At 75.7% G+C, this 19139-nt stretch carries 17 protein-coding genes; 12 read left to right on the top strand and 5 right to left on the bottom strand.

Features of this window, described 5'->3' with window-relative positions; translation table 11 throughout:
* Window positions 1-158 precede the first annotated feature (158 nt).
* From ACFC1F_RS08600 to ACFC1F_RS08575, 6 genes are all read left to right on the top strand, one after another.
* Window positions 159-1523 carry a cytochrome P450 gene (locus ACFC1F_RS08600; protein ID WP_376156616.1) on the top strand — a complete coding sequence of 455 codons (1365 nt, stop codon included), beginning with the start codon at window positions 159-161 and terminating at the stop codon, window positions 1521-1523.
* 425 nt (window positions 1524-1948) lie between these two features.
* Window positions 1949-2767 carry an MHYT domain-containing protein gene (locus ACFC1F_RS08595; protein ID WP_376156614.1) on the top strand — a complete coding sequence of 273 codons (819 nt, stop codon included), beginning with the start codon at window positions 1949-1951 and terminating at the stop codon, window positions 2765-2767.
* A 316-nt stretch (window positions 2768-3083) separates the two neighbouring features.
* On the top strand, window positions 3084-5924 hold the full coding sequence (locus ACFC1F_RS08590; RefSeq protein ID WP_376156612.1) for a nitrate- and nitrite sensing domain-containing protein: 2841 nt from the start codon (window positions 3084-3086) through the stop codon (window positions 5922-5924).
* Window positions 5921-6331 (top strand): roadblock/LC7 domain-containing protein, encoded by a 411-nt coding sequence (locus ACFC1F_RS08585; protein ID WP_209409293.1) that lies wholly within the window; start codon window positions 5921-5923, stop codon window positions 6329-6331. Before ACFC1F_RS08590 ends, ACFC1F_RS08585 begins: the two co-directional genes overlap by 4 nt.
* Before the next feature lie 101 nt (window positions 6332-6432).
* Complete coding sequence (locus tag ACFC1F_RS08580; RefSeq protein ID WP_307852895.1) at window positions 6433-6762, top strand: DUF742 domain-containing protein; 330 nt, start codon at window positions 6433-6435, stop codon at window positions 6760-6762.
* A gap of 184 nt (window positions 6763-6946) precedes the next feature.
* Window positions 6947-7537 carry an ATP/GTP-binding protein gene (locus tag ACFC1F_RS08575; RefSeq protein ID WP_376156697.1) on the top strand — a complete coding sequence of 197 codons (591 nt, stop codon included), beginning with the start codon at window positions 6947-6949 and terminating at the stop codon, window positions 7535-7537.
* Between the two features lie 319 nt (window positions 7538-7856).
* Here the strand turns inward: ACFC1F_RS08575 and ACFC1F_RS08570 are convergent, their stop codons facing one another.
* Entirely contained in the window at window positions 7857-8084 is a 228-nt protein-coding gene (locus ACFC1F_RS08570) for a hypothetical protein (RefSeq protein ID WP_376156611.1), read from the bottom strand.
* 317 nt (window positions 8085-8401) lie between these two features.
* On the opposite strand from ACFC1F_RS08570, the gene ACFC1F_RS08565 reads away from it, so the two are divergent.
* Together ACFC1F_RS08565 and ACFC1F_RS08560 are read left to right on the top strand one after the other, a co-directional pair.
* A complete protein-coding gene (locus ACFC1F_RS08565) occupies window positions 8402-9073 on the top strand; it encodes an RNA polymerase sigma factor (protein WP_376156609.1) in 672 nt (223 codons plus the stop codon).
* Window positions 9074-9118: 45 nt separating this feature from the next.
* Entirely contained in the window at window positions 9119-10075 is a 957-nt protein-coding gene (locus ACFC1F_RS08560) for a hypothetical protein (RefSeq protein WP_376156607.1), read from the top strand.
* Window positions 10076-10310: 235 nt separating this feature from the next.
* Here the strand turns inward: ACFC1F_RS08560 and ACFC1F_RS08555 are convergent, their stop codons facing one another.
* Window positions 10311-11753, bottom strand: coding sequence for a cation:dicarboxylate symporter family transporter (locus ACFC1F_RS08555; RefSeq protein ID WP_376156606.1), 1443 nt, complete (start codon window positions 11751-11753; stop codon window positions 10311-10313).
* Between the two features lie 185 nt (window positions 11754-11938).
* Between ACFC1F_RS08555 and ACFC1F_RS08550 the strand changes: the two genes are divergently transcribed.
* Window positions 11939-13621: an ATP-binding protein gene (locus ACFC1F_RS08550; RefSeq protein ID WP_376156604.1), complete on the top strand. Its 1683-nt coding sequence runs from the start codon at window positions 11939-11941 to the stop codon at window positions 13619-13621.
* Entirely contained in the window at window positions 13618-14343 is a 726-nt protein-coding gene (locus ACFC1F_RS08545) for a response regulator (protein WP_209409275.1), read from the top strand. Before ACFC1F_RS08550 ends, ACFC1F_RS08545 begins: the two co-directional genes overlap by 4 nt.
* Window positions 14344-14346: 3 nt before the next feature.
* Here ACFC1F_RS08545 and ACFC1F_RS08540 read toward each other — a convergent pair whose 3' ends face one another.
* The 3 genes from ACFC1F_RS08540 to ACFC1F_RS08530 all read right to left on the bottom strand — a co-directional run bounded on the left by ACFC1F_RS08540 (window position 14347) and on the right by ACFC1F_RS08530 (window position 15705).
* Window positions 14347-14673, bottom strand: coding sequence for a DNA-binding protein (locus tag ACFC1F_RS08540; protein WP_376156695.1), 327 nt, complete (start codon window positions 14671-14673; stop codon window positions 14347-14349).
* Between the two features lie 65 nt (window positions 14674-14738).
* Entirely contained in the window at window positions 14739-15050 is a 312-nt protein-coding gene (locus ACFC1F_RS08535) for a hypothetical protein (RefSeq protein ID WP_376156602.1), read from the bottom strand.
* A 28-nt stretch (window positions 15051-15078) separates the two neighbouring features.
* Window positions 15079-15705 carry a class I SAM-dependent methyltransferase gene (locus ACFC1F_RS08530; protein ID WP_376156601.1) on the bottom strand — a complete coding sequence of 209 codons (627 nt, stop codon included), beginning with the start codon at window positions 15703-15705 and terminating at the stop codon, window positions 15079-15081.
* A gap of 158 nt (window positions 15706-15863) precedes the next feature.
* Here ACFC1F_RS08530 and ACFC1F_RS08525 point away from each other — a divergent pair, with 158 nt between their 5' ends.
* Complete coding sequence (locus ACFC1F_RS08525; protein WP_376156599.1) at window positions 15864-17318, top strand: diaminobutyrate--2-oxoglutarate transaminase; 1455 nt, start codon at window positions 15864-15866, stop codon at window positions 17316-17318.
* 83 nt (window positions 17319-17401) lie between these two features.
* A complete protein-coding gene (locus ACFC1F_RS08520) occupies window positions 17402-18847 on the top strand; it encodes a pyridoxal phosphate-dependent decarboxylase family protein (protein WP_376156694.1) in 1446 nt (481 codons plus the stop codon).
* Window positions 18848-19139 lie beyond the last annotated feature (292 nt).

Here is a 19139-nt window from a genome sequence, read left to right as displayed (position 1 = left end):
CCGTCGGGGGGGGGGGGGGGGGGGGGGTCGGGGGGGGGGGGGGGGGGGGGGGGGGGCGGGGGGGGCGGGGGGCCCCCCGCGCGCCCGCCCCGGGGCGCACCCTTCACCGATGACTACTCGTCAGTTACTTTGGTGGGTCGCCACTGGAGGAGGCCCAGATGACCACCGCGAACGCCCGGGTGCCCGGCCCGCCCGGACTCCCGCTGATCGGCTCGATGTTCGACCTGACCCGCCGCCCGCTGCGGACCTACCTGGCGGCCCGGCGCGACTACGGTGACGTCGTCCGGATCACCGCCGGGCCGCCCGGGCTGAGGGCCGAGTTCTTCCTGATCTTCTCGCCGGAGGGCGTCCAGCAGGTGCTCGGCAGCGAGGCCGCCAACTTCCGCAAGGAGCACGCCTTCTACGACGAGCTGCGGACCAGCGTCGGCAACGGCCTGCTGACCAGCCAGGACGACGACTACCAGCGCCAGCGCCGGCTGATCCAGCCGCTCTTCACCCGCCGCAGGGTCGACGGCTACGCGGATGCGATCGCCCTGGAGGTGCAGGCACTGGCCGAGCGCTGGAGGGCGGTGCCGGGCGGGGTGGTGGACGCGGCCGACGAGATGTCCCGGTTCGCGCTGCGCACGGTCTCCCGCATCCTGTTCGGCGCCGACGCGGAGGAGGCGGTCGACGTCGTGCGCCGCAGCTTCCCGGCACTGGGGGAGTACATCCTGGGACGCGGATTCTCGCCCGTCCGCACACCGCGCGGCTGGCCGACCCCCGCCAACCGGCGCGGCGCCCGGGCGCAGCGGGACCTCTACGCGGTCTGCGACCGGATCATCGCCGAGCGCGCCCTCCGTCCGGACGCCGGGAGCAGGTCGGACGACCTGCTGGCGCTGCTCACCCTCGCGCGCGGGGAGGACGGCGAGCAGCTCGACCCCGCGGAGCTGCGCGACCAGGTGCTGATCTTCCTACTGGCGGGCCACGAGACCACGGCCACCTCGCTCGCCTTCGCCCTCCACCTGCTGGCGGGGCACCCGCAGGAGCGGCGCCGGGCCCAGGAGGAGGCCGAGTCGGTGCTCGCCGGACGCGAGCCGACCGCCGCCGACCTGGACGCGCTGCCGTACCTCACCCGGGTGGTGAAGGAGGCGATGCGGCTCTACCCGGCGGCCTCGGCGACGGGGCGCCGGGCGGTGAACGAGACGGTGATCGACGGGCACGTCATCCCGGCCGGTGCGCAGGTGCTGCTGATGCCGCTGGCGACCCACCGGCACCCCGACCACTGGGAGGAGCCGGAGCGGTTCGACCCGGACCGCTTCCTGCCCGAGCGGGAGAAGGGGCGCCACCGGTACGCCTGGTACCCGTTCGGCGGCGGCCCGCGGGCCTGCATCGGGCAGCACTTCTCGATGCTGGAGTCGGTGCTCGCCCTGGGAGTGCTGCTGCGCGACTTCGACTTCGAGGTGATCGATCGCCGGGTGGCGCTCGGCCAGGGCATCACGCTGCGGGTGGACAGCCCGATGCGGATTCGGGTCGCGCCGCGCTGACGGGGCCGTCGCCGTCCGTTCCCCGCCGTGCTCAGGCCGCGGGCCCGGGGCGGACCGCGCCGGGTCCGGGGTCGGACCTGGCGCCCGGGCGGGAGCGGTCACGTGGGCGGGAGCCGGAGCGCGGACCGGGTGCCCGGGACGGGGCGCGCGGGCACAGGACCAACCCATTCGAACACAGCGCCCGCACGGCGCGGGCAGCTTTTCACATCTTCGCGTAACCCGTTCGGGGCCCCGATAGCGTCCCACGCACCCCGGACCGGAAGCGCACGTGCGGCTGGCATATGACGGGTGATCGATCCCCCGGACTGGTCCCGACCGGCCCGGAGCGGTCACCGCCCGACGCCCTCCACGCGGAGTCCGCCCGGCCCAGGGAGCCCGGGCCCGGCGTCCACCGCCCCGGGCCCGACCGGTCGACCGGAGGTCCCATGGGCACGATGAACCACTTCAGTTCCGGCTGGCTCACGCCCGCACTCTCCTACGTGGTGGCGTGCGCCGGGGCCGCGCTGGGTCTGCGCTGCACCCTGCGCGGCCTCGCCGCCACCGGAGCCTCGCGCCGGAACTGGCTGCTCACGGCGGCCGCCGCGATCGGGTCCGGGATCTGGACGATGCACTTCGTCGCCATGTTCGGCTTCGCGGTCGACGGCACGGAGCTGCGCTACAACGTCCCGCTGACCGTGCTCAGCCTGCTGGTCGCGGTCCTGGTCACCGGGCTCGGGACGGTCGCCGTCGGCTACGGGCGGCACCGGGGCCTGGCACTGCTGACGGGCGGGCTCACCACCGGCCTCGGCGTGGCCGCGATGCACTACCTCGGCATGGCGGCCCTGCGACTGCACGGCGGCCTGCACTACGACCCGGGCACGGTCGCGCTCTCCGTGCTGATCGCCGTCGGCGCCGCCACCGCCGCCCTCTGGGCCGCCGTGACCATCCGCAACGTGTACGCCGCGGTGGGCGCCTCGCTCGTGATGGGCCTCGCGGTGAGCTGCATGCACTACACCGGCATGGCCGCCGTCCACGTCCACCTGGAGCCCGTCCGGAGCGGGCTCGGCGGGGCCGCACCGATGGAGTTCGTCTTCCCGCTCGCGGTCGGCCTCGGCTCCTTCCTCTTCCTCACCTCGGCCTTCGTCGCCCTCTCCCCGACGGCCCAGGAGCGTGCCGCCTACCGGGAGGCGGGTGAGCTGACCATCGAGGAGTTCCCGACGACGGCCGCGAGCCCGGCGCCGGGGGAGCACCACCGCGCGGCCTGAGCAGGCCGGCCGCCCCGGCCGGGGCCGTCCGCGGACGCCGGAGGCCGGCCGTCGGCTGTCGGAAGCCCGAGGCCCGAGGCCGGAAGCCGGCCGTCGTGGGCCTTCGCCGGACTGCTCCGCCGCCCCACTGCACGGATCCCCCCTCACCGACCGACCCCGCCCGAAAGGCTCCTCACCCATGCGCGAAAGCCGCGGCACCGCACCCGGTACCCGCCGGGGTGCCCACGCCGGGCCGCCCGCCCGGCCGGCTCGTGAAGCCGACCGCCGCAGCCCCCGTCCCGGGCCGCGCGGGCTCCGCGGCCTGCGACCCCGGACCGTGCGGGCCCGGATCGTGGCGCTGCTGATGGTCCCCGTCGTCTCCGTCCTGGCGCTCTGGGGGTTCGCCAGCGTCACCGCCGCCCAGGACGTCTGGGACCTGATGCGACTGCGCGAGGCCCAGCGCACCGTCCTCACCCCCGTCGGCGCGACCGTGGCCGGACTCCAGGCCGAACGCGCCGCCGCCGGCGAGGTGTTGGCCGCCCCCGGGGCCACCCGGGAGAGTGCCCTGCGTGAGGCCGCCGCCGTGACCGACCGTGCCCTCGCCCCGCTGTTCTTCGACACCCGGGCGGGCGGCGGCCGGGCCCCGGGAAGCCAGGGGCCCGGCGGGCAGGACGACAACGGTCAGGGTGACAACGGTCAGAACGACAACGGTCAGAACGACAACGGGCAGGGCGGGCAGGGGTACAACCGGGCCGACGCCCTGGGACTGGGCCCGGAGGTCGTCGCCCGGCTCGACGCGCTCGGCGTGGCCGCCGGCGGGCTGCCGGAGTTGCGCAGCCGGGTGCTGGCCCGCGGTGTCGGCTGGCCCGAGGCCTACGCCGCGTACGGTGCCGCCGTGGACCGGGCGCTGGCGGTGGCCGGCGCGCTCACACCGATGCAGGACCACCGGGTCGCCTCGGACGCCCGGGTGCTGCTGGAGTTCGCCCGCTCACGTGAACTCCTCAGCCGCGAGGACGCCCTGCTGCGCACCGCCCAGCTCGCCGGCGGCCTCACCGAGGAGCAACTGCGGGAGTTCTCCGGTGCCGCCTTCGCCCGCCGCCAGTTCGAGCAGGGTTCGGCCGCCGATCTGCGCCCCGGGGACCGCGCCGCCCTGCTCGCCGTCACCGGCGGTCAGGACCACCGGGACCTCACCTCCTACGAGGACAGGGTCCGCGCCGCCGCCGACGGTCGCGCCGCGGTGGCCGCCGTCCCGTCCGACCGGTGGTCGGTGACGGTCGGCAACGTCGCCCGCGACCTGCGCGCCGTCGAGGACACGGCGGGCCGGGCGGCGTCCGAGCGGGAGGACCCGTATGCGCTGGGCCTGTTCACCCCGGCCGGGCTGGCCGTGCTGCTCGGGCTGGTCGGCGTGGTGGCCTCACTGGTGATCTCGGTGCAGATCGGGCGCGGGCTGGTCACCGAGCTGATCGGCCTGCGGAACTCGGCACTTGAGCTGGCCGGACGCAAGCTCCCCGCCACGATCAGGCGGTTGCGCGCGGGGGAGGAGGTGGACATCGACGCGGAGGTGTCCGCGCCGGTCCACGGCGGCGACGAGATCGGCCAGGTGCACGGCGCGCTCGGCACCGTCCAGCGGGCGGCGGTCACCGCGGCGGTCGAACGGGCCGAGGTGCTCTCCGGGGTCTCCGGGGTCTTCGTCAACCTCGCCCGGCGCAGTCAGGTGCTGGTGCACCGCCAACTGACCCTGCTGGACGCCATGGAGAGGCGGACCGAGGACCCGGCCGAGCTGGCGGACCTCTTCCGGCTGGACCACCTCACCACCCGGATGCGCCGCCATGCGGAGGGCCTGATCATCCTCTCCGGTGCAGCCCCCGGCCGGGCCTGGCGCAAGCCGGTCCCGCTGCTGGACGTGGTGCGCGCCGCGGTCTCCGAGGTCGAGGAGTACGCCCGCGTCGAGGTGCACCGGTTCTCGCACGTGGCGGTCACCGGCCAGGCCGTCGCCGACCTCACCCACCTCGTCGCCGAACTGGTCGAGAACGCGACCGGCTTCTCGCCGCCGCACACCAGGGTGCACATCCGGGGCGAACGGGTCGGCAACGGCTACGCGTTGGAGATCGAGGACCGCGGCCTCGGGATGGGGCCGGAGGTGCTCGCCGAGTCCAACCGGCGGATCGCCGCGGCCGAGCAGACCGATCTCTTCGACAGCGACCGGCTCGGCCTGTTCGTGGTCAGCCGGCTGGCCCGGCGGCACGGTGTCCGGGTGTCGTTGCAGACCTCCGCCTACGGCGGGACCACCGCCGTGGTGCTGCTGCCCACCGTCCTGCTGGCCGGTGACGGCCTGCGGGGGCGCAGGGAACGCCCTTCAGCGGTAGCGGAGTTGGATGTCGAACCGATGGTGGGTGGGCCCACCGGGCGCCCGGCCGGGGGGCACCGGTACACCTTACACGCCTTTCACGTGGCTGATGCCGACGGGCCCGAGTCCGTGCAGCCCCACGCGTTCGCCGAGCACGAGGGCAGGCCCGCCTTCGCGCCGGCCGGGCCCGAGTCCGTGCTGGCCGGGCCCGAGTTCGTGCCGGCCGGGCCCGAGTCCGTGCCGTCCGGGTCCGACTCCGTGCCGGCCGGGTCCGGACCCGGGCCTGTCTTCGTGAGGCCCGGGTCCACCCCGGCGGGCGGACTGCCGGGTACCGGGCCGTCGTCGGAGGGCGGGGCACTGCTGGCGTTCGGAGCCCGGGGCGGCGACCCCGGGGTCCTGCGCCCGGTCCCGTTCCGGGCCTCCGGCGCCCGGGCGGACGGCCCGGCGGCAGCCCCCACCGCCCGGCCGGGCGCCGGACCCGCGGAGCCGGCCAGGCTCACCGGGCGGGCCGGGCCCGCGGAACCGGACGGACTGCCCCGGCGGGTCCGCCAGGCCAGCCTGGTCCCGCAGTTGCGCGAGGCCCCGCCGCCGCGGCCCGGCCGCCGTCGCCCAACCGGCGCGCACGAGTCCGGCCGGGACCCGGAGGCGGCCCGCGCCGCGATGTCCGCCTTCCAGGCCGGCTGGGCCCGCGGCAAGGGCCCGGACGACCGGGGGGACGGGCTCCCGGAGCGACGGTGGCCGGACAGCCGTCCGGGTCGGCGTCCGGACCGGACACCGCCACCCCCGCACCACCCACTCCCACCGCACCACCCTGAAGGAGAGCGCCCATGATCGGCACCACCCACCGCGCGGGAGAGCTCAACTGGCTTCTCGACGAGCTGGTTTCGCGCGTCGCCGAGATCCGGTTCGCCGTGATGCTCTCCGCCGACGGCCTGGCCATGGGCACTTCGGCCGGCCTCGGCCGTGAGGACGGCGAGCACCTGGCCGCGGTCGCCTCCGGCTTCCACAGCTTGGCCAAGGGGGCCGGGCGGCACTTCGGGGCCGGCGAGGTCCGCCAGACCATGGTGGAGCTGGAGCACGGCTTCCTGTTCGTGGCCGCCGCGGGCGAGGGCACCTGCCTGGCGGTGTTCTCCACCGCCGACGCCGACCTCGGCCTGGTCGCCTACGAGATGGCCAGACTGGTCCGCCGGGTCGGCGAGCACCTGTTCACACCACCGCGCAGCGCGGACGGCCGGTGAACCCGGTGCCGCGTCCGCACCAGCACCGCAACCCGCTCGCCGCCGCCCACCGCTCGCACTGGTACGACGACGAGGCCGGGCCGCTGGTCCGCCCGTACGCGATGACACGGGGACGGACGAGGCCCAGCGGGCCGGAGTTCGACCTGATCGCGCTGGTGGTCAGCGAGGTCCCGGACCCCGCCGGGTTCCCCGACGCGCCGGACCTGCCGGTCGGGCCCGAGCAGGCCCGGATCCTCGGCCTCTGCCGGGGCGGCGGCCTTCCGGTGGCCGAGATCGCCGCCGGCCTCGACCTGCCGCTCGGCGTGGTCCGGGTGCTGCTCGGCGACCTGCTGGCGGCCGGGTACATCCGGGTCGGCCGTCCCGTCCCGCCCGCACTGCTCCCTGACGAGCGCATCCTCCAGGAGGTCGTCCATGGACTCCGCGCACTCTGACCACCCGCACCACGGCCACCCGCACGCCGACGGGTCCAGCACCGACGGGCCCTGCGCCGACGGGTGCTGCACCGACCGGCCGCACCGCGAGCGCTCCTCCGCGGACCGCCTGTACGGGGACGGCCCACCCGGACCCCGCCCCGGCCCCGGGCCCGGACCCGAGGACGAGGACGAGGAGGAGACCCTGGCGGACTCCCCGGTGCTCGCCCTGAAGATCCTGGTGGCGGGCGGGTTCGGGGTCGGCAAGACCACGTTGGTCGGCTCGGTCAGCGAGATCCGCCCGCTGCGCACCGAGGAGCTGCTCACCGAGGCCGGACGGGGAGTGGACGACACCGGCGGGGTCGAGCAGAAGAGCACCACCACGGTGGCCATGGACTTCGGCCGGATCACCATCCGCGAGGGGCTGTCCGTCTACCTCTTCGGCACCCCGGGCCAGGACCGGTTCTGGTTCCTCTGGGACGAGCTGGCGCAGGGCGCGCTCGGCGCGGTGGTGCTGGCCGACACCCGCCGGCTGACGGACTGCTTCCCCGCCGTGGACTTCTTCGAGCACCGGGGCATCCCGTTCGTGGTGGCGGTCAACCGCTTCGCCGGCACCCGGGACTACGGGCCCGACGAGGTCGCCCGGGCGTTGGACCTGGAGTCCGGCACCCCGGTGGTGCTCTGCGATGCGCGTCGCCGCGCCTCGGGCAAGGAGGTGCTGATCAACCTGGTCGAGCACGCCGGCCGGGTGCACGCCGCCCGTCTGTTGGCCGACGCGGGGGCGCCCCTCGGCTGATTCGGAGCCGGACGCGCCCCGGGGCGTGCCGACGGCCCTGCGCGGCAGGGCGCGAGGGGTGCCCCCCGCACGGGTGGCACCCCTCGCGCCGTCGGTGCCCGTCGGCCGGGCGTGCTGCCGCGGGCGGGTCGGGCGGCCCGGCCGGTCGTGGCCCGGCCGGTCGTGAGTCGGGTCAGCCGCGGCTCTGGAAGACGATCCTGGTCCAGCTGGAGCCCGGGCAGTTGCCCCAGACCGCCCACGGCTCGGGCCGGGCGCCGATCCAGAGGCCGGTGGTGGAGGTGCCGTTGGCGCAGTAGGTGATGGTGCGCAGCTGGCCGGACTAGATCCGGCAGTTGCCCTCCCAGCGCCAGCCGTAGTCGGCGGTGATGGTGCAGTGGTAGGAGGCGGTGGCGACCGCGGGCGCCGCGGCGGCCGAGCCGGCGGAGATGCTCTGGTCGGCGGCCGGTGCGGCGGCTCCGGCCGGCAGGGTCGTGGTGCCGAGCACGCCGAGGGCGGCCGCGGCCACCATCCCGAGCCTGGCGGTGTTCCGGGCGATGCAACCTGACATGGTGATCTCTCCTCGCTCGTGGTGCCTGCCCTCCGGCCGGGCGGCGGCAGACTCCGACAATTCCCCTGCCCCGCCCGGGAGATGACGCATTGCACACGAATAACTGCGCACGGTGAGATGACGAACTATGATGTGATGTGCGTCACAGGCTGGTCGGCGATCGGATCGTCAACCGTGCCTTCGGGGTGCCGATTTCCGAGGGGAGCGGCATGGAATTCACCGGCCGGTGCCGGAGTGGGCGGGATTCGGGCGTCGCTGCTGCTCCCGGAGCGGCGGCGCCCCTGGCGGCCGATCCGGAATCGGCGGAATTCAACCGGGTGTTCACGGAAATGCTGCCGCGGCTCCACCGGGCGGCCGTCTCCCTCGTCGGGAGTCCCTGTGCGGCCGGGGACGTCGTGCACGAGGCCTATCTGCGCATCGCCCGCAGGCCCGGGCGGTTCCTCGGGCACCCGCAGCCCTATGCCTATGCGGTCACCACGATGGCGAACCTCGTGCGCGACCAGTGGCGCCGGGACCGCCGGCGGCTGGTCGTGCCGGACCCCTTCGAGGGGGAGCGCGCCCGGACGGATCCGCTCGGGGGCGGGCTGGGGGAGTTGCAGGCGCGCTGGGAGGTGGTCCGGCTGCTGGGCTGCCTCACGGTCAAGCAGGCCCGCGCGGTGGCGCTGGTCGACCTCGACGGGTACTCGGTCGACGAGGCGGCCGCCCTGCTGGGTGTGCACCGGTCCACGCTGGCCGTCACCCGCCGTCGCGCGCTGGGCCGGCTCCGGGCCCTGCTCGAACGCGAGCGCGAACCCGGCCGGCGCGGACCCGGGCCCGCGTGCGGGCGGGCCGGCGGGGAGGCTGGCGACGGGGTCGACGGCGAGGCCGGTGGCGGGGCCGACGGGGAGGTCGACGGCGAGGCCGGTGGAGGGGACGGCGAGGGCGGCCGTGGCGGCCACGGCGGCAGCGACGTGACGCTGCCGGCGCCCCGGCCCGACGCACCGGGCTGACGACATGTCAGCTGATGTGCCGCCGGGGCCCGTACGCTGCGCATCGTGATCGCGTACGAGGAGCACCGGCTCCGCACCCTGGTCGAGGACGGCCGCTGGCCCGAACTGCTGGGCTCCTACCGGCAGGCCCGCGCCGTCGCCGTCGCGCGCGCGGGCGAGGAGCGGGCGGCGGCCGTCACCGCGCCGCTCGGCCATCTGATCGCGTACGCCGCGCCGCCCGAGGTGGCCGTCCGCCTGTTCGATCCGGACGGCGGCCCCGGGACCGCCGCCGGGGTGGCCGACCACGACTCCGGGCCGCTGTGGGAGGTGCTCGCCACCCGGCACTCGTGGCTGCGGCTGGCCCCGTTGCTCGGCCCGGCGTGGGTGCGACGGCTGGTCGCGCACACCCGGGTGCTGCTCGGCGAGGACCTCTCCCACGGCGCCGAACCAGATCCGGAGGGCGTCCCGCTGGTGCTGGAACCCTGGGAGTCCGCGGGCTGGGGCGAGGGCACCCGGGTCCGCGACTACCTGCCGCGTGGCGGCTCGCGCAGCGCACTGCTCACGCTCCCCGCCACCCGGGAGGGCCTGGGCCCGGTGCTGCTGCCCGAGCCGGGCGGCCGGTTGCGCGGACAACGGGCGACGCGGGCGCTGGCCGCGCTGGCGGAGTGGGCGGAGGTGGCCTGCGTCCGGGGCCCGGCGCCGCAGGCGGCGGGGCAGCTGGCTCCGGGGCGACGGGTCACCGGCGGGTACCTCCCGTTCGCGATCGCCTATCCGGTGCTGGTCCAGGCGGGCTCCGCGGAGCGCTCGCAGGGCTCGGCGGACGGCCGGCTGGCGCTCTGGCGGGCGCTCGGCGCGATGGCCGGCGGGGAGGGGCCGAACCGTGTGGAGGTGAACGCCCTGGTGGCCCGGATGCGGTGCTTCACCTGGTGCGACCCGGCGGACGACCTGCGGCACGTGCACGTCGCGATGGAGGATCCGGCGACCGGTCTGAGCTGGGCGGTCAGCGGCTCGGACGAGCCCTGACGCGTACGCCCGGGCCCGGCGCGGGAGGGATCCCGGGCCCTGACGCGTACGCCCGGGCCCGGCGCGAACGCGGACGCGCCGGCCACGTGCGACGCGGACCCGGGCGCGGCCGCCACGGCCCCCGGTCCGGTGCGGACGGACTCCGACCGGTGCGGACGGACCCCGGCCCGGCGCCGCCCGGGGGGTTGGGCTTGCGGCGCCGGGCCGGGGAGTGTGGTGGCCGGGGGAGGGGCGGTCAGGCGGCCGTCGTGCTCGGTGCCCCGCCCTGCGGCGGAACGGCGCCCGGCAGCGCGGGGACGGCGTCAGGGGCGCCGGCGGTCCCCGGCGCGGCCAGGTCGGCGGGCGAGTCCGGAGCGCCGTGCGCGTCGACCAGCGTCCGCTCGTCGAACGGCACCTCGCCCGCCAGGACCTGCCGGGCCCGCTCGCGGTCGAACTCGCCGGTCCAGTGGCCGATCAGCACGGTGGCGACGGCGTTGCCCGCGAAGTTGGTGAGCGCCCGGGCCTCCGACATGAAGCGGTCGATGCCGACGATCAGGCCGACGCCGTCCACCAGCGCCGGCTTGTGGGACTGGAGCCCGCCGGCCAGGGTGGCCAGCCCGGCGCCGGTGACGCCGGCCGCGCCCTTGCTGGCGATCACCATGAAGACCAGCAGCGAGGCCTGCTCGCCCAGCGACATCGGCTTGTCCATCGCCTCCGAGATGAAGATCGAGGCCATGGTCAGGTAGATCGCCGTGCCGTCGAGGTTGAAGCTGTAGCCGGTCGGAACGGTGATGCCGACGACCGGGCGGCTGACGCCCAGGTGCTCCATCTTGGCGATCAGCCGGGGCAGCGCGCTCTCCGAGGAGGAGGTGGAGAGGATCAGCAGGAACTCGCGGCCCAGGTAGCGCAGCAGCGTGAACACGTTGACGCCCGCGACCAGCCGGAGCAGCGTGCCGAGCACCACGACCACGAAGAGCGCGCAGGTGATGTAGAAGCCGATCATGATGACGGCGAGGCTCTTCAGCGCGGCCGTGCCGGTCGCGCCGACCACCGCCGCCATGGCCCCGAAGGCGCCGACCGGGGCCACCCACATGATCATCGACATGACCCGGAAGACCAGTCGCTGGACGTGCTCGATCCCGCGCAGGACGGGCGTGCCGGCCGGTCCCATCGCCTGGAGGGCGAAGCCCGCGAGCAGGGCGACCAGCAGGGTCTGCAGCACCTTGCCCTCGGTGAGGGCCGAGAGCATGGTGGTCGGGATCATCCCGAGCAGGAAGTCGGTGGTGGACTGGGCGGCTCCGGCAGCGGCCTGGGCGTGCCCGGACTTGGCCAGCGCGGCGGTCAGGTGCAGTCCGCCGCCGGGCTCCAGCAGGTTGCCGACCACCAGGCCGATGGCCAGCGCCACCGTCGACATGGTGAGGAAGTAGCCGAGGGCCAGGCCGCCGACCTTGCCGACCTTGGCGGCCTTGGTCACCGAGCCGATGCCGAGCACGATGGTGCAGAAGATGACCGGGCTGATCATCATCTTGATCAGGTTGACGAAGCCCGTCCCGACCGGCTTCAGCTCCACGGCGAACCCCGGTGCGGCCAGGCCGACCACCACGCCCGCGACCACGGCCGCGATCACCGCGAGATAGAGGTAGTGGGTGCGGTCCTTCCGTCTGACCCCCGCCTGCGGTCCTGCTCCGGTGATCGACATCTGCGGCTCCTTCGCCATGCAGTCCTGGCGGCCCCGGGTGGTGGGCCGCTCCGACTATGGGGCCGCGGGGTGACGGGGGTCACGTTTGCGTTCATAGAGTTCACGTGCGCCCGCGCCGGGTTCGCCCCTCCCCGCGGTCCGCAGGCCGCCCGGACCGGGCCCGGCCGTGGTGCACACTGGCAGGCATGTCCCCGCGCACGCTCCCCACGCCGCGCCGTCGGCCGGTGCCCGGCACGCCGCGCCGGCTGGTGCGCAGTCTGGCCGGACAGCTCTTCGTCGTCCAGGTGGTCATCGTCGCCGCCGTGGTGGCGGGCGGCGCCGTGCTGGCCTACCTGTTCACCGCCGACCGGACCGAGGCCGCGGCGCGCAGCCAGGTCACCGCCGTCGCCGAGGCGGTCGCCGACTCGCCGTCCGTCCGGGCCGCCGTCACCGGGCCCGACCCGACCGCCGTCCTCCAGCCGTACGCCGAACAGGTCCGGGCCGACACCGGGGTCTCGTTCATCACGGTGATGGACACCGCCGGGGTGCGCTGGACCCACCCGCTGCCCGAGCAGATCGGCAGGACCTTCCTCGGCCACATCGACTGGGCGCTCGCCGGGGAGACCCGCAGCGAGACGTACACCGGGACGCTCGGCCCGTCCGTCCGGGTGGTGACCCCGGTGTTCGACGAGCGGCACCGGGTGGTGGCGCTGGTCAGTGCGGGGATCACGGTGAAGTCCATCTCCGCGCAGCTGAGCGGGCCGCTGCTCGCCCTGGTCGGGGTGGCGGTGGCCGCGCTGGCGCTCGGCGGGCTCGGCACCTACCTCGCCAACTCCAGGCTGCGCAGGCACACCCACGGCATGGGGCCGGCCGAGCTCAGCCACCTGTACGAGTACCACCAGGCCACCCTGCACTCGGTGCGCGAGGGCCTGGTGCTGCTCGACCGCCGCCACCGGGTGGTGCTCTGCAACGACGCGGCCCGTGAACTCCTCGGGCTGACCGGGGACTTGGAGGGGCGCCCGGTGGACGGGCTGGGGCTGCCGGAGGCGCTGGTGGCGGCCGTGCTCGGGGCGGAGCCGGTCCGGGACGAGGTCCATCTCACCGCCGAGCGCGTCGTGGTGCTCAACACCTCCACCATCGGCACCGGCCTCGGCCGCGTCCTCACCCTCCGCGACCACACCGAACTCCAGTCGCTGAGCGGGGAGCTGGACTCCGTGCGCGGCTTCACCGAGGCGCTCGGTGCGCAGGCGCACGAGGCCGCCAACCGGCTGCACGCCGTCGTCTCGCTGATCGAACTCGGGCGTCACCAGGAGGCGGTGGAGTTCGCCACCGCCGAACTCGCCCTCGCCCAGCAGCTCACCGACCGCGTGGTCGCCGCCGTCGGCGAGCCGGTGCTGGCCGCGCTGCTGCTCGGCAAGGCCGCCCAGGCCGCCGAGCGCGGGGTGGAGTTGACGCTCACCGAGGACAGCCGGATCGACGACGGCGTGCTGCCGCCCGGCCTCTCCGCCCGCGACCTGATCACCGTTCTCGGGAACCTGGTCGACAACGCGGTGGACGCGGCGATCGCCGGCGCCGCCGAGAGCCCCGACCCGCCCGAAGTCACCGTCACCGCCCGGATCGACGCCACGCCCCGCGACGGCGGGCACCTGCTGCTGCGGGTCGCCGACACCGGCGCCGGCATCGACCCGGCCGCCGTGGACGACGTGTTCCGGCGCGGCTGGAGCACCAAGCAGGACGGCCGCGGGCACGGGCTGGGACTGGCCCTCGTCGCCCAGGCCGCCCGGCGCAACGGCGGCACCGTCGAGGTCGGCCGGGACCGCGGCGCGGTGCTCACCGTGCGGCTGCCGCTGGTCCGGGTACCCGGGCGGTTCGAGGCGGTGGCGTCGTGACCCGCCCCCCGTCCCGGCCCGAGATCTCCGTCCTGGTGGTGGAGGACGACCCGGTGGCCGCCGCCGCCCACACGCTCTACGTCCAGCGCGAGCCGGGTTTCCGGGCCGCCGGGACGGTGCACAGTTGCGCGGACGCGCTGCGCTTCCTCGACCGCGCCCGCGCCGCGGGCACCCCCGTCGGCCTCACCCTGCTCGACCTCTACCTCCCGGACGGGCACGGCCTCCAGCTCTGCGGCACGCTGCGCGCGGCCGGCCACACCACGGACGTCATCGCGGTCACCTCCGCCCGCGACCTCGCGATGGTCCGCCAGGCCGTCTCGGCGGGCGTCGTCCAGTACCTGCTCAAGCCTTTCAGTGCCGCCGCCCTGCACGACCGCCTGGAGCGGTACGCCCGCTACCGCGACACCCTCGCCCGCACCGGCGAGGCCACCGGCCAGGACGAGGTGGACCAGGCCCTCTCGCTCCTGCGCACCCCCGAACGCACCGCCCTCCCCAAGGGCTTGAGCGCGCCCACCCTGGACACCGTCGCCACCGTCCTGCGCGACGCCCGCACCGGGCTCTCCGCGGCCGCCGCCGGTGCCGCCGCCGGCGTCTCCCGGATCACCGCCCGCCGGTACCTCGAACACCTCGTCGACAGCGGCCTCGCCGCCCGCGAACCCCAGTACGGCAACGTGGGCCGCCCGGAGCTCTGTTACCGCTGGACGGGCGGCGGGGGCGGGTGAGGGTCAGACGGGGATCAGCATGATCCGCTTGTCGCAGAGCTTCGCCATGTCGTCGACGTCGCTGGTGAGGAGCCGAACGGGCCCCGGCTGCGCCATCGCGGTGGCTGCGACGACGGCGTCGATCGCGTACTTGTGCCCGTGCAGCCCGGCTGCCCTGAGGAGCTCCATGGCCCGGTGGGTCAACTGCCGGGTCACCTCCTCGACGTTGAGCCGGGAGACGACGAAGTCCCAACGGGGCTGCGGCTGCTGCGGATTCATCGCCTCGATCAGCGTGAGCGTGCTGATGACGACCCTGGCGCCGTGAGTCTTGGCGTGGTCGATCCGGGCCATCACGAGGGGATCTTCGGCGACCGCGCGGGAGAGGCCCTCGCTGTCGAGCACCAGCGCTCCCGGCGTCAGCTTGCCAGGGACTCGTTGGTCTCCTGTTCGGCGAGCCACTGAGCGTACCTCCGCTCTGCTTCCTCGGCCTCGCGGGCGGCCTGGGCGCGGGCGGTTTCAGGGATCTCACCGTTGCGGCGGATGTAGTCGTCGACCAGTTCGGCAAGGCGCTCACGCTCTATCGCCTGTCTGACCGCAGCGGTGACGTAAGCGCTGAACGACCCCTTTCCGACCCGGGTGCGGACCTCCTCGGCCACGTCCTCGGGCATCGAAACGCTGTACTTCTTCACCGGGCGCGACGCCGGCGCTGCATCCATCGGTTCGGACATGCGGCCAGGTTACCACCGGCGGTGTCAACTAGGGTTTGACCCGTGTCGCCCGCGCGAGGTAATGGTCGTTCGTGTCCGTATAGCTGTCCAGTCGCCAGCCGGCGGCGGTCAGGAGGGGGCGGAGGTTGGGCTCGGCGCGCAGGTCCTCGGGGGTGAGTTCGCGGCCGTGGCGGGCGGCGAGGGCGGCGCGGCCGACGGGGTGGAAGAGGGCGAGCGCGGCGCCGGGGCGGCAGACGCGGGCGAGTTCGCGCAAGGCGCGGGCCGGGTCGGGGAGGTGGGAGATCAGGCCGGCGGCGAAGACGGCGTCGAGGGTGGCGTCGGGGAGCGGGAGGCGGGCGCAGTCGGCCAGCAGCAGGGTTGCGGTGCCGGGGTGACGGGCGGCCGCCTCGTGCAGCATCTCGGGGGTGACGTCCGCGCCGATGACCCGGCCGGAGGGGCCGGTCGCCGCGCGCAGCAGGGGGAGCGCACGGCCGGTGCCGCAGCCGGCGTCGAGGACGGAGTCGCCCTCCCGCAGGCCGAGTTCGGTGATCGCGGCGGCGTAGCGCGGGCCGTCGTCGGGGAAGCGGGCGTCCCAGCCGGCGGCGCGGGCGCCGAAGAACTCGCGGGTGCGGGCCAGTTCGGCCTCGTAGGGGGAGGCGGGGGTGAAGGGCGACATGGGGGCGAGGGTAGCGCGAGGGCCGTAACCTCCGGCCCGGCCGCTCGTTGGACTGGCGGGACCCGGGTCACCCGCGCGGGTGGTTCTCGCCCCCCGGGGCGCATCCGGCCAGGCCAGGGAAGTAAAGTTAGGCTTACCTAACTTCTCGGGAGTCCGCCTTGACGCTCGCCGCCGTCCCCGCCACCGGGCCCGCCGCCGTCCCCGCCCAGGCCCAGGGCGGCGACGCCATCCTGCGCCGCCAGCGCGTCCGCGAGTCCGCCGCCCGCACCTACGCCCGCTCGTTCCCGATCGTCCCGGTGCGCGCCCACGGCATGACCGTCGAGGGCGCCGACGGCCGCCGCTACCTCGACTGCCTCTCCGGCGCGGGCACCCTGGCACTCGGCCACAACCACCCGGTCGTCCTGGAGGCGATCCGCCGCACCCTCGACAGCGGCGCCCCGCTGCACCTGCTGGACCTCGCCACCGCCGAGAAGGACGACTTCACCACCGCCCTGTTCGAGAGCCTGCCCCGGGAGTTCGCCGAACAGGCCCGGGTGCACTTCTGCGGGCCCGCCGGGACGGACGCCGTCGAGGCCGCGCTCAAGCTGATGCAGACCGCCACCGGCCGCTCCGGCGCCCTCGCCTTCACCGGCGCCTACCACGGCATGACCGCCGGAGCCCTCGCGCTGACCGGGAACGTCGCCGTCAAGGAGCCGCTGCCGGGCGGTGGCGAGGTCACCCGGCTGCCCTACCCGTACGGCTACCGCTGCCCGTTCGGGGTCGGCGGCGAGGCGGGCGCCGGGCTCGCCGCGACCTACGCCGAGCGGCTGCTGGACGACCCCTCGGGCGGCGTCGTGCGGCCCGCGGCGATGGTCCTGGAGGCCGTGCAGGGCGAGGGGGGCGTCGTCCCCGCCCCCGACGACTGGCTGCGCGCGATGCGCCGGATCACCGCCGAGCGCGGCATCCCGCTGATCGTGGACGAGGTGCAGACCGGTGTCGGCCGCACCGGCGCGATGTGGGCGGTCGAGCACAGCGGGATCGTCCCGGACGCCATGGTGCTCTCCAAGGCGATCGGCGGCAGCCTGCCGCTCGCCGTCGTCGTCTACCGCGCGGAGTACGACGGCTGGCGCCCGGGCGCGCACACCGGTACGTTCCGCGGCAACACCCTCGCCATGGCGGCCGGCGCGGCCACCCTCCGGTACGTCGCCGCGCACGGGCTGGCCGAGCGGGCCGCGCTGGTCGGCGCCCGGATGACCGGGCGGCTGCGCGCACTGGCCGGAGAGCTCCCGGTGATCGGCGACGTCCGCGGACGCGGGCTGATGATCGGCGTCGAACTGGTCGACCCGACGGCCGAACCGGACAGCTGCGGGGCCCGCCCGGCCGCGCCCGCCCTCGCCGTCCGGGTCCGCGAGGCCTGCCTCGCACGCGGGCTGATCGTCGAACTCGGCGGCCGGCACGACGCGGTGCTGCGCCTGCTGCCGCCGCTCACCATCACCGACGAGCAGGCCGACGCCGTCCTCGACCGGCTCGCGGACGCCATCGCCGCTGCCGCCCGGGCCGACGTCCCGGTCGTGCCGGGCACCACGTCGGGCGCGGCGCAGGGCGCGGCCTCGGGCGTGGCGGGGGCCCGGTGAGCGGGCCCGTGGGCGGGCCGGGCCCCGCCGGGGAGCCGGAGGAGTCCGGCCTCCCCGACGACCCGGCCGCGCCGCTCGACGCGCTGGCCGGCGGGACGGCGGGCCCGGCCGCGCTCGGCCCCCTGCTGGCCACCGTGCTGGACGCGCTGGACGCCGGGGCCGCCCGGCGCGGCGGCCCCCTGCCCGCCGGCCACCCGGCCGGGATCGCCGCCCGGGTCGCGGAGGGGCTGGCCGGCGCGCACGGCCCGCAGGCGCTCGCCACCCTCACCGAACTGCTCACCCTCGGCGCCGCCGACCCCGCCGACCCGGCCTGCGCCGCCCATCTGCACTGCCCGCCGCTGGCCGTCGCGGCCGCCGCGGACCTCGCCGTCAGCGCGCTCAACCCCTCCCAGGACTCCTGGGACCAGGCCCCCGCCGCCACCGCGCTGGAGACCGCGCTGCTCGCCGAGCTCGCCGCCCTGGTCGGCTACGACCCGGCCCACGCGGCCGGCGTGCTGACCTCCGGCGGCACCGAGTCCAACCTGATGGGCCTGATGCTGGCCCGCGACCAGAAGCTCGACGGCATCGTGGAGCTGGACGGCCTCCCGGCCGGTGCCACGCCCAGGATCATCGCCTCGCAGGCCGCGCACTTCTCCGTCCAGCGCGCCGCCGCCCTGCTCGGCCTGGGCGAACGCGCCGTCGTCCCCGTCCCCGTCGACCGCGAACTGCGCATGGACCCGGACGGCCTGGCCCGCGCCCTGGCCGAGACCAGCTGGGCCGGGCGGACCCCGATCGCCGTCGTCGCCACCGCGGGCACCACCGACACCGGCGCGATCGACCCGCTGCACACCGCCGCCGACCTCGCCGCCCGCTACGGCGCCTGGCTGCACGTCGACGCCGCCTACGGTGGCGGCGCGCTGCTCTCCGACCGCCTCGCCCCGCTGCTCGACGGCATCGCCCGCGCCGACTCCGTCTCCCTCGACTGGCACAAGCTCGGCTGGCAGCCGGCCGCCGCCGGGGTCTTCCTGGTCCGCCGCGCCGAGACCTACGTGTCGCTCGCCCGCCGCGCCGAGTACCTCAACCCGGCCGACGACGAGCAGGCCGGCTACCCCAGCCTGCTGGGCCGGTCGCTGCGCACCACCCGGCGTGCCGACGCCTTCAAGATCGCCGTCACCCTGCGCACGCTCGGCCGTGCCGGACTCGGCCGGCTGGTCGACGCCTGCCACCAGCTGGCCCTGGACGCCGCCGGAGCCGTCCGTGCCGAGCCCGAACTGGAACTGCACGCGGAACCCGTCCTCACCACCGTGGTGTTCCGCTACCGCCCGCCCGGCGATCAGGACCAGGCCGTGCTCGACGAGGTCAACGCCGAGGTGCGCCGCACGCTGCTCCGCACCGGTCGCGCGGTGGTCGGCCGGACCGAACTCCCCGGCGAGGGCCCGGGCCGGGTCCGCCTGAAGCTGACCCTGCTCAACCCGCACACCACCGCCGCCGAGGTGGGCGAGCTGCTGCACGCGGTCGTCCGCACCGGTCGGGAGATCCGGCCGGAGTAGCGGCGGCCGGAGGACGGCGGCCGGCCCTCCGCGGGCCGGCCTGACGGCGGGCGCCGGCGGGACGGCGCCCTCGCCCGCCGCGCGCCACATTCAGAACCAACGCCTTTTCCGCGGCCGGATGTTGGAGGAACCCACACTGGCGTGACATGCTGTCCGGGGGATATCCGGCCGCCCCGGAAAAGCCTCCGTGGACATACGTTTCCGTGGGAGTACAGGCCGATTCCGGCCGCCCGGAGATCAGATTTCGCCAACCCCCCGGCAGGGCTTGCGGAGATCCCGAAGAGCGGCGGTA

The sequence above is a fragment of the Kitasatospora sp. NPDC056181 genome, assembly GCF_042266225.1.
In the GTDB taxonomy this organism is placed as follows: domain Bacteria; phylum Actinomycetota; class Actinomycetes; order Streptomycetales; family Streptomycetaceae; genus Kitasatospora.
The sequence above is the reverse complement of the archived record's forward strand: the minus strand, read 5'-3'. Positions and strand labels throughout refer to the sequence as shown.

Bases quoted from the DNA above. Each gene is read 5' to 3' on its own strand.
- ACFC1F_RS08600 (WP_376156616.1), top strand. From the start codon at position 159: ATGACCACCGCGAACGCCCGGGTGCCCGGCCCGCCCGGACTCCCGCTG.
- ACFC1F_RS08595 (WP_376156614.1), top strand. From the start codon at position 1,949: ATGGGCACGATGAACCACTTCAGTTCCGGCTGGCTCACGCCCGCACTC.
- ACFC1F_RS08585 (WP_209409293.1), top strand. From the start codon at position 5,921: ATGATCGGCACCACCCACCGCGCGGGAGAGCTCAACTGGCTTCTCGAC.
- ACFC1F_RS08580 (WP_307852895.1), top strand. From the start codon at position 6,433: ATGACACGGGGACGGACGAGGCCCAGCGGGCCGGAGTTCGACCTGATC.
- ACFC1F_RS08570 (WP_376156611.1), bottom strand. From the start codon at position 8,084: ATGTCAGGTTGCATCGCCCGGAACACCGCCAGGCTCGGGATGGTGGCC.
- ACFC1F_RS08555 (WP_376156606.1), bottom strand. From the start codon at position 11,753: ATGTCGATCACCGGAGCAGGACCGCAGGCGGGGGTCAGACGGAAGGAC.
- ACFC1F_RS08550 (WP_376156604.1), top strand. From the start codon at position 11,939: ATGTCCCCGCGCACGCTCCCCACGCCGCGCCGTCGGCCGGTGCCCGGC.
- ACFC1F_RS08540 (WP_376156695.1), bottom strand. From the start codon at position 14,673: ATGGCCCGGATCGACCACGCCAAGACTCACGGCGCCAGGGTCGTCATC.
- ACFC1F_RS08535 (WP_376156602.1), bottom strand. From the start codon at position 15,050: ATGTCCGAACCGATGGATGCAGCGCCGGCGTCGCGCCCGGTGAAGAAG.
- ACFC1F_RS08530 (WP_376156601.1), bottom strand. From the start codon at position 15,705: ATGTCGCCCTTCACCCCCGCCTCCCCCTACGAGGCCGAACTGGCCCGC.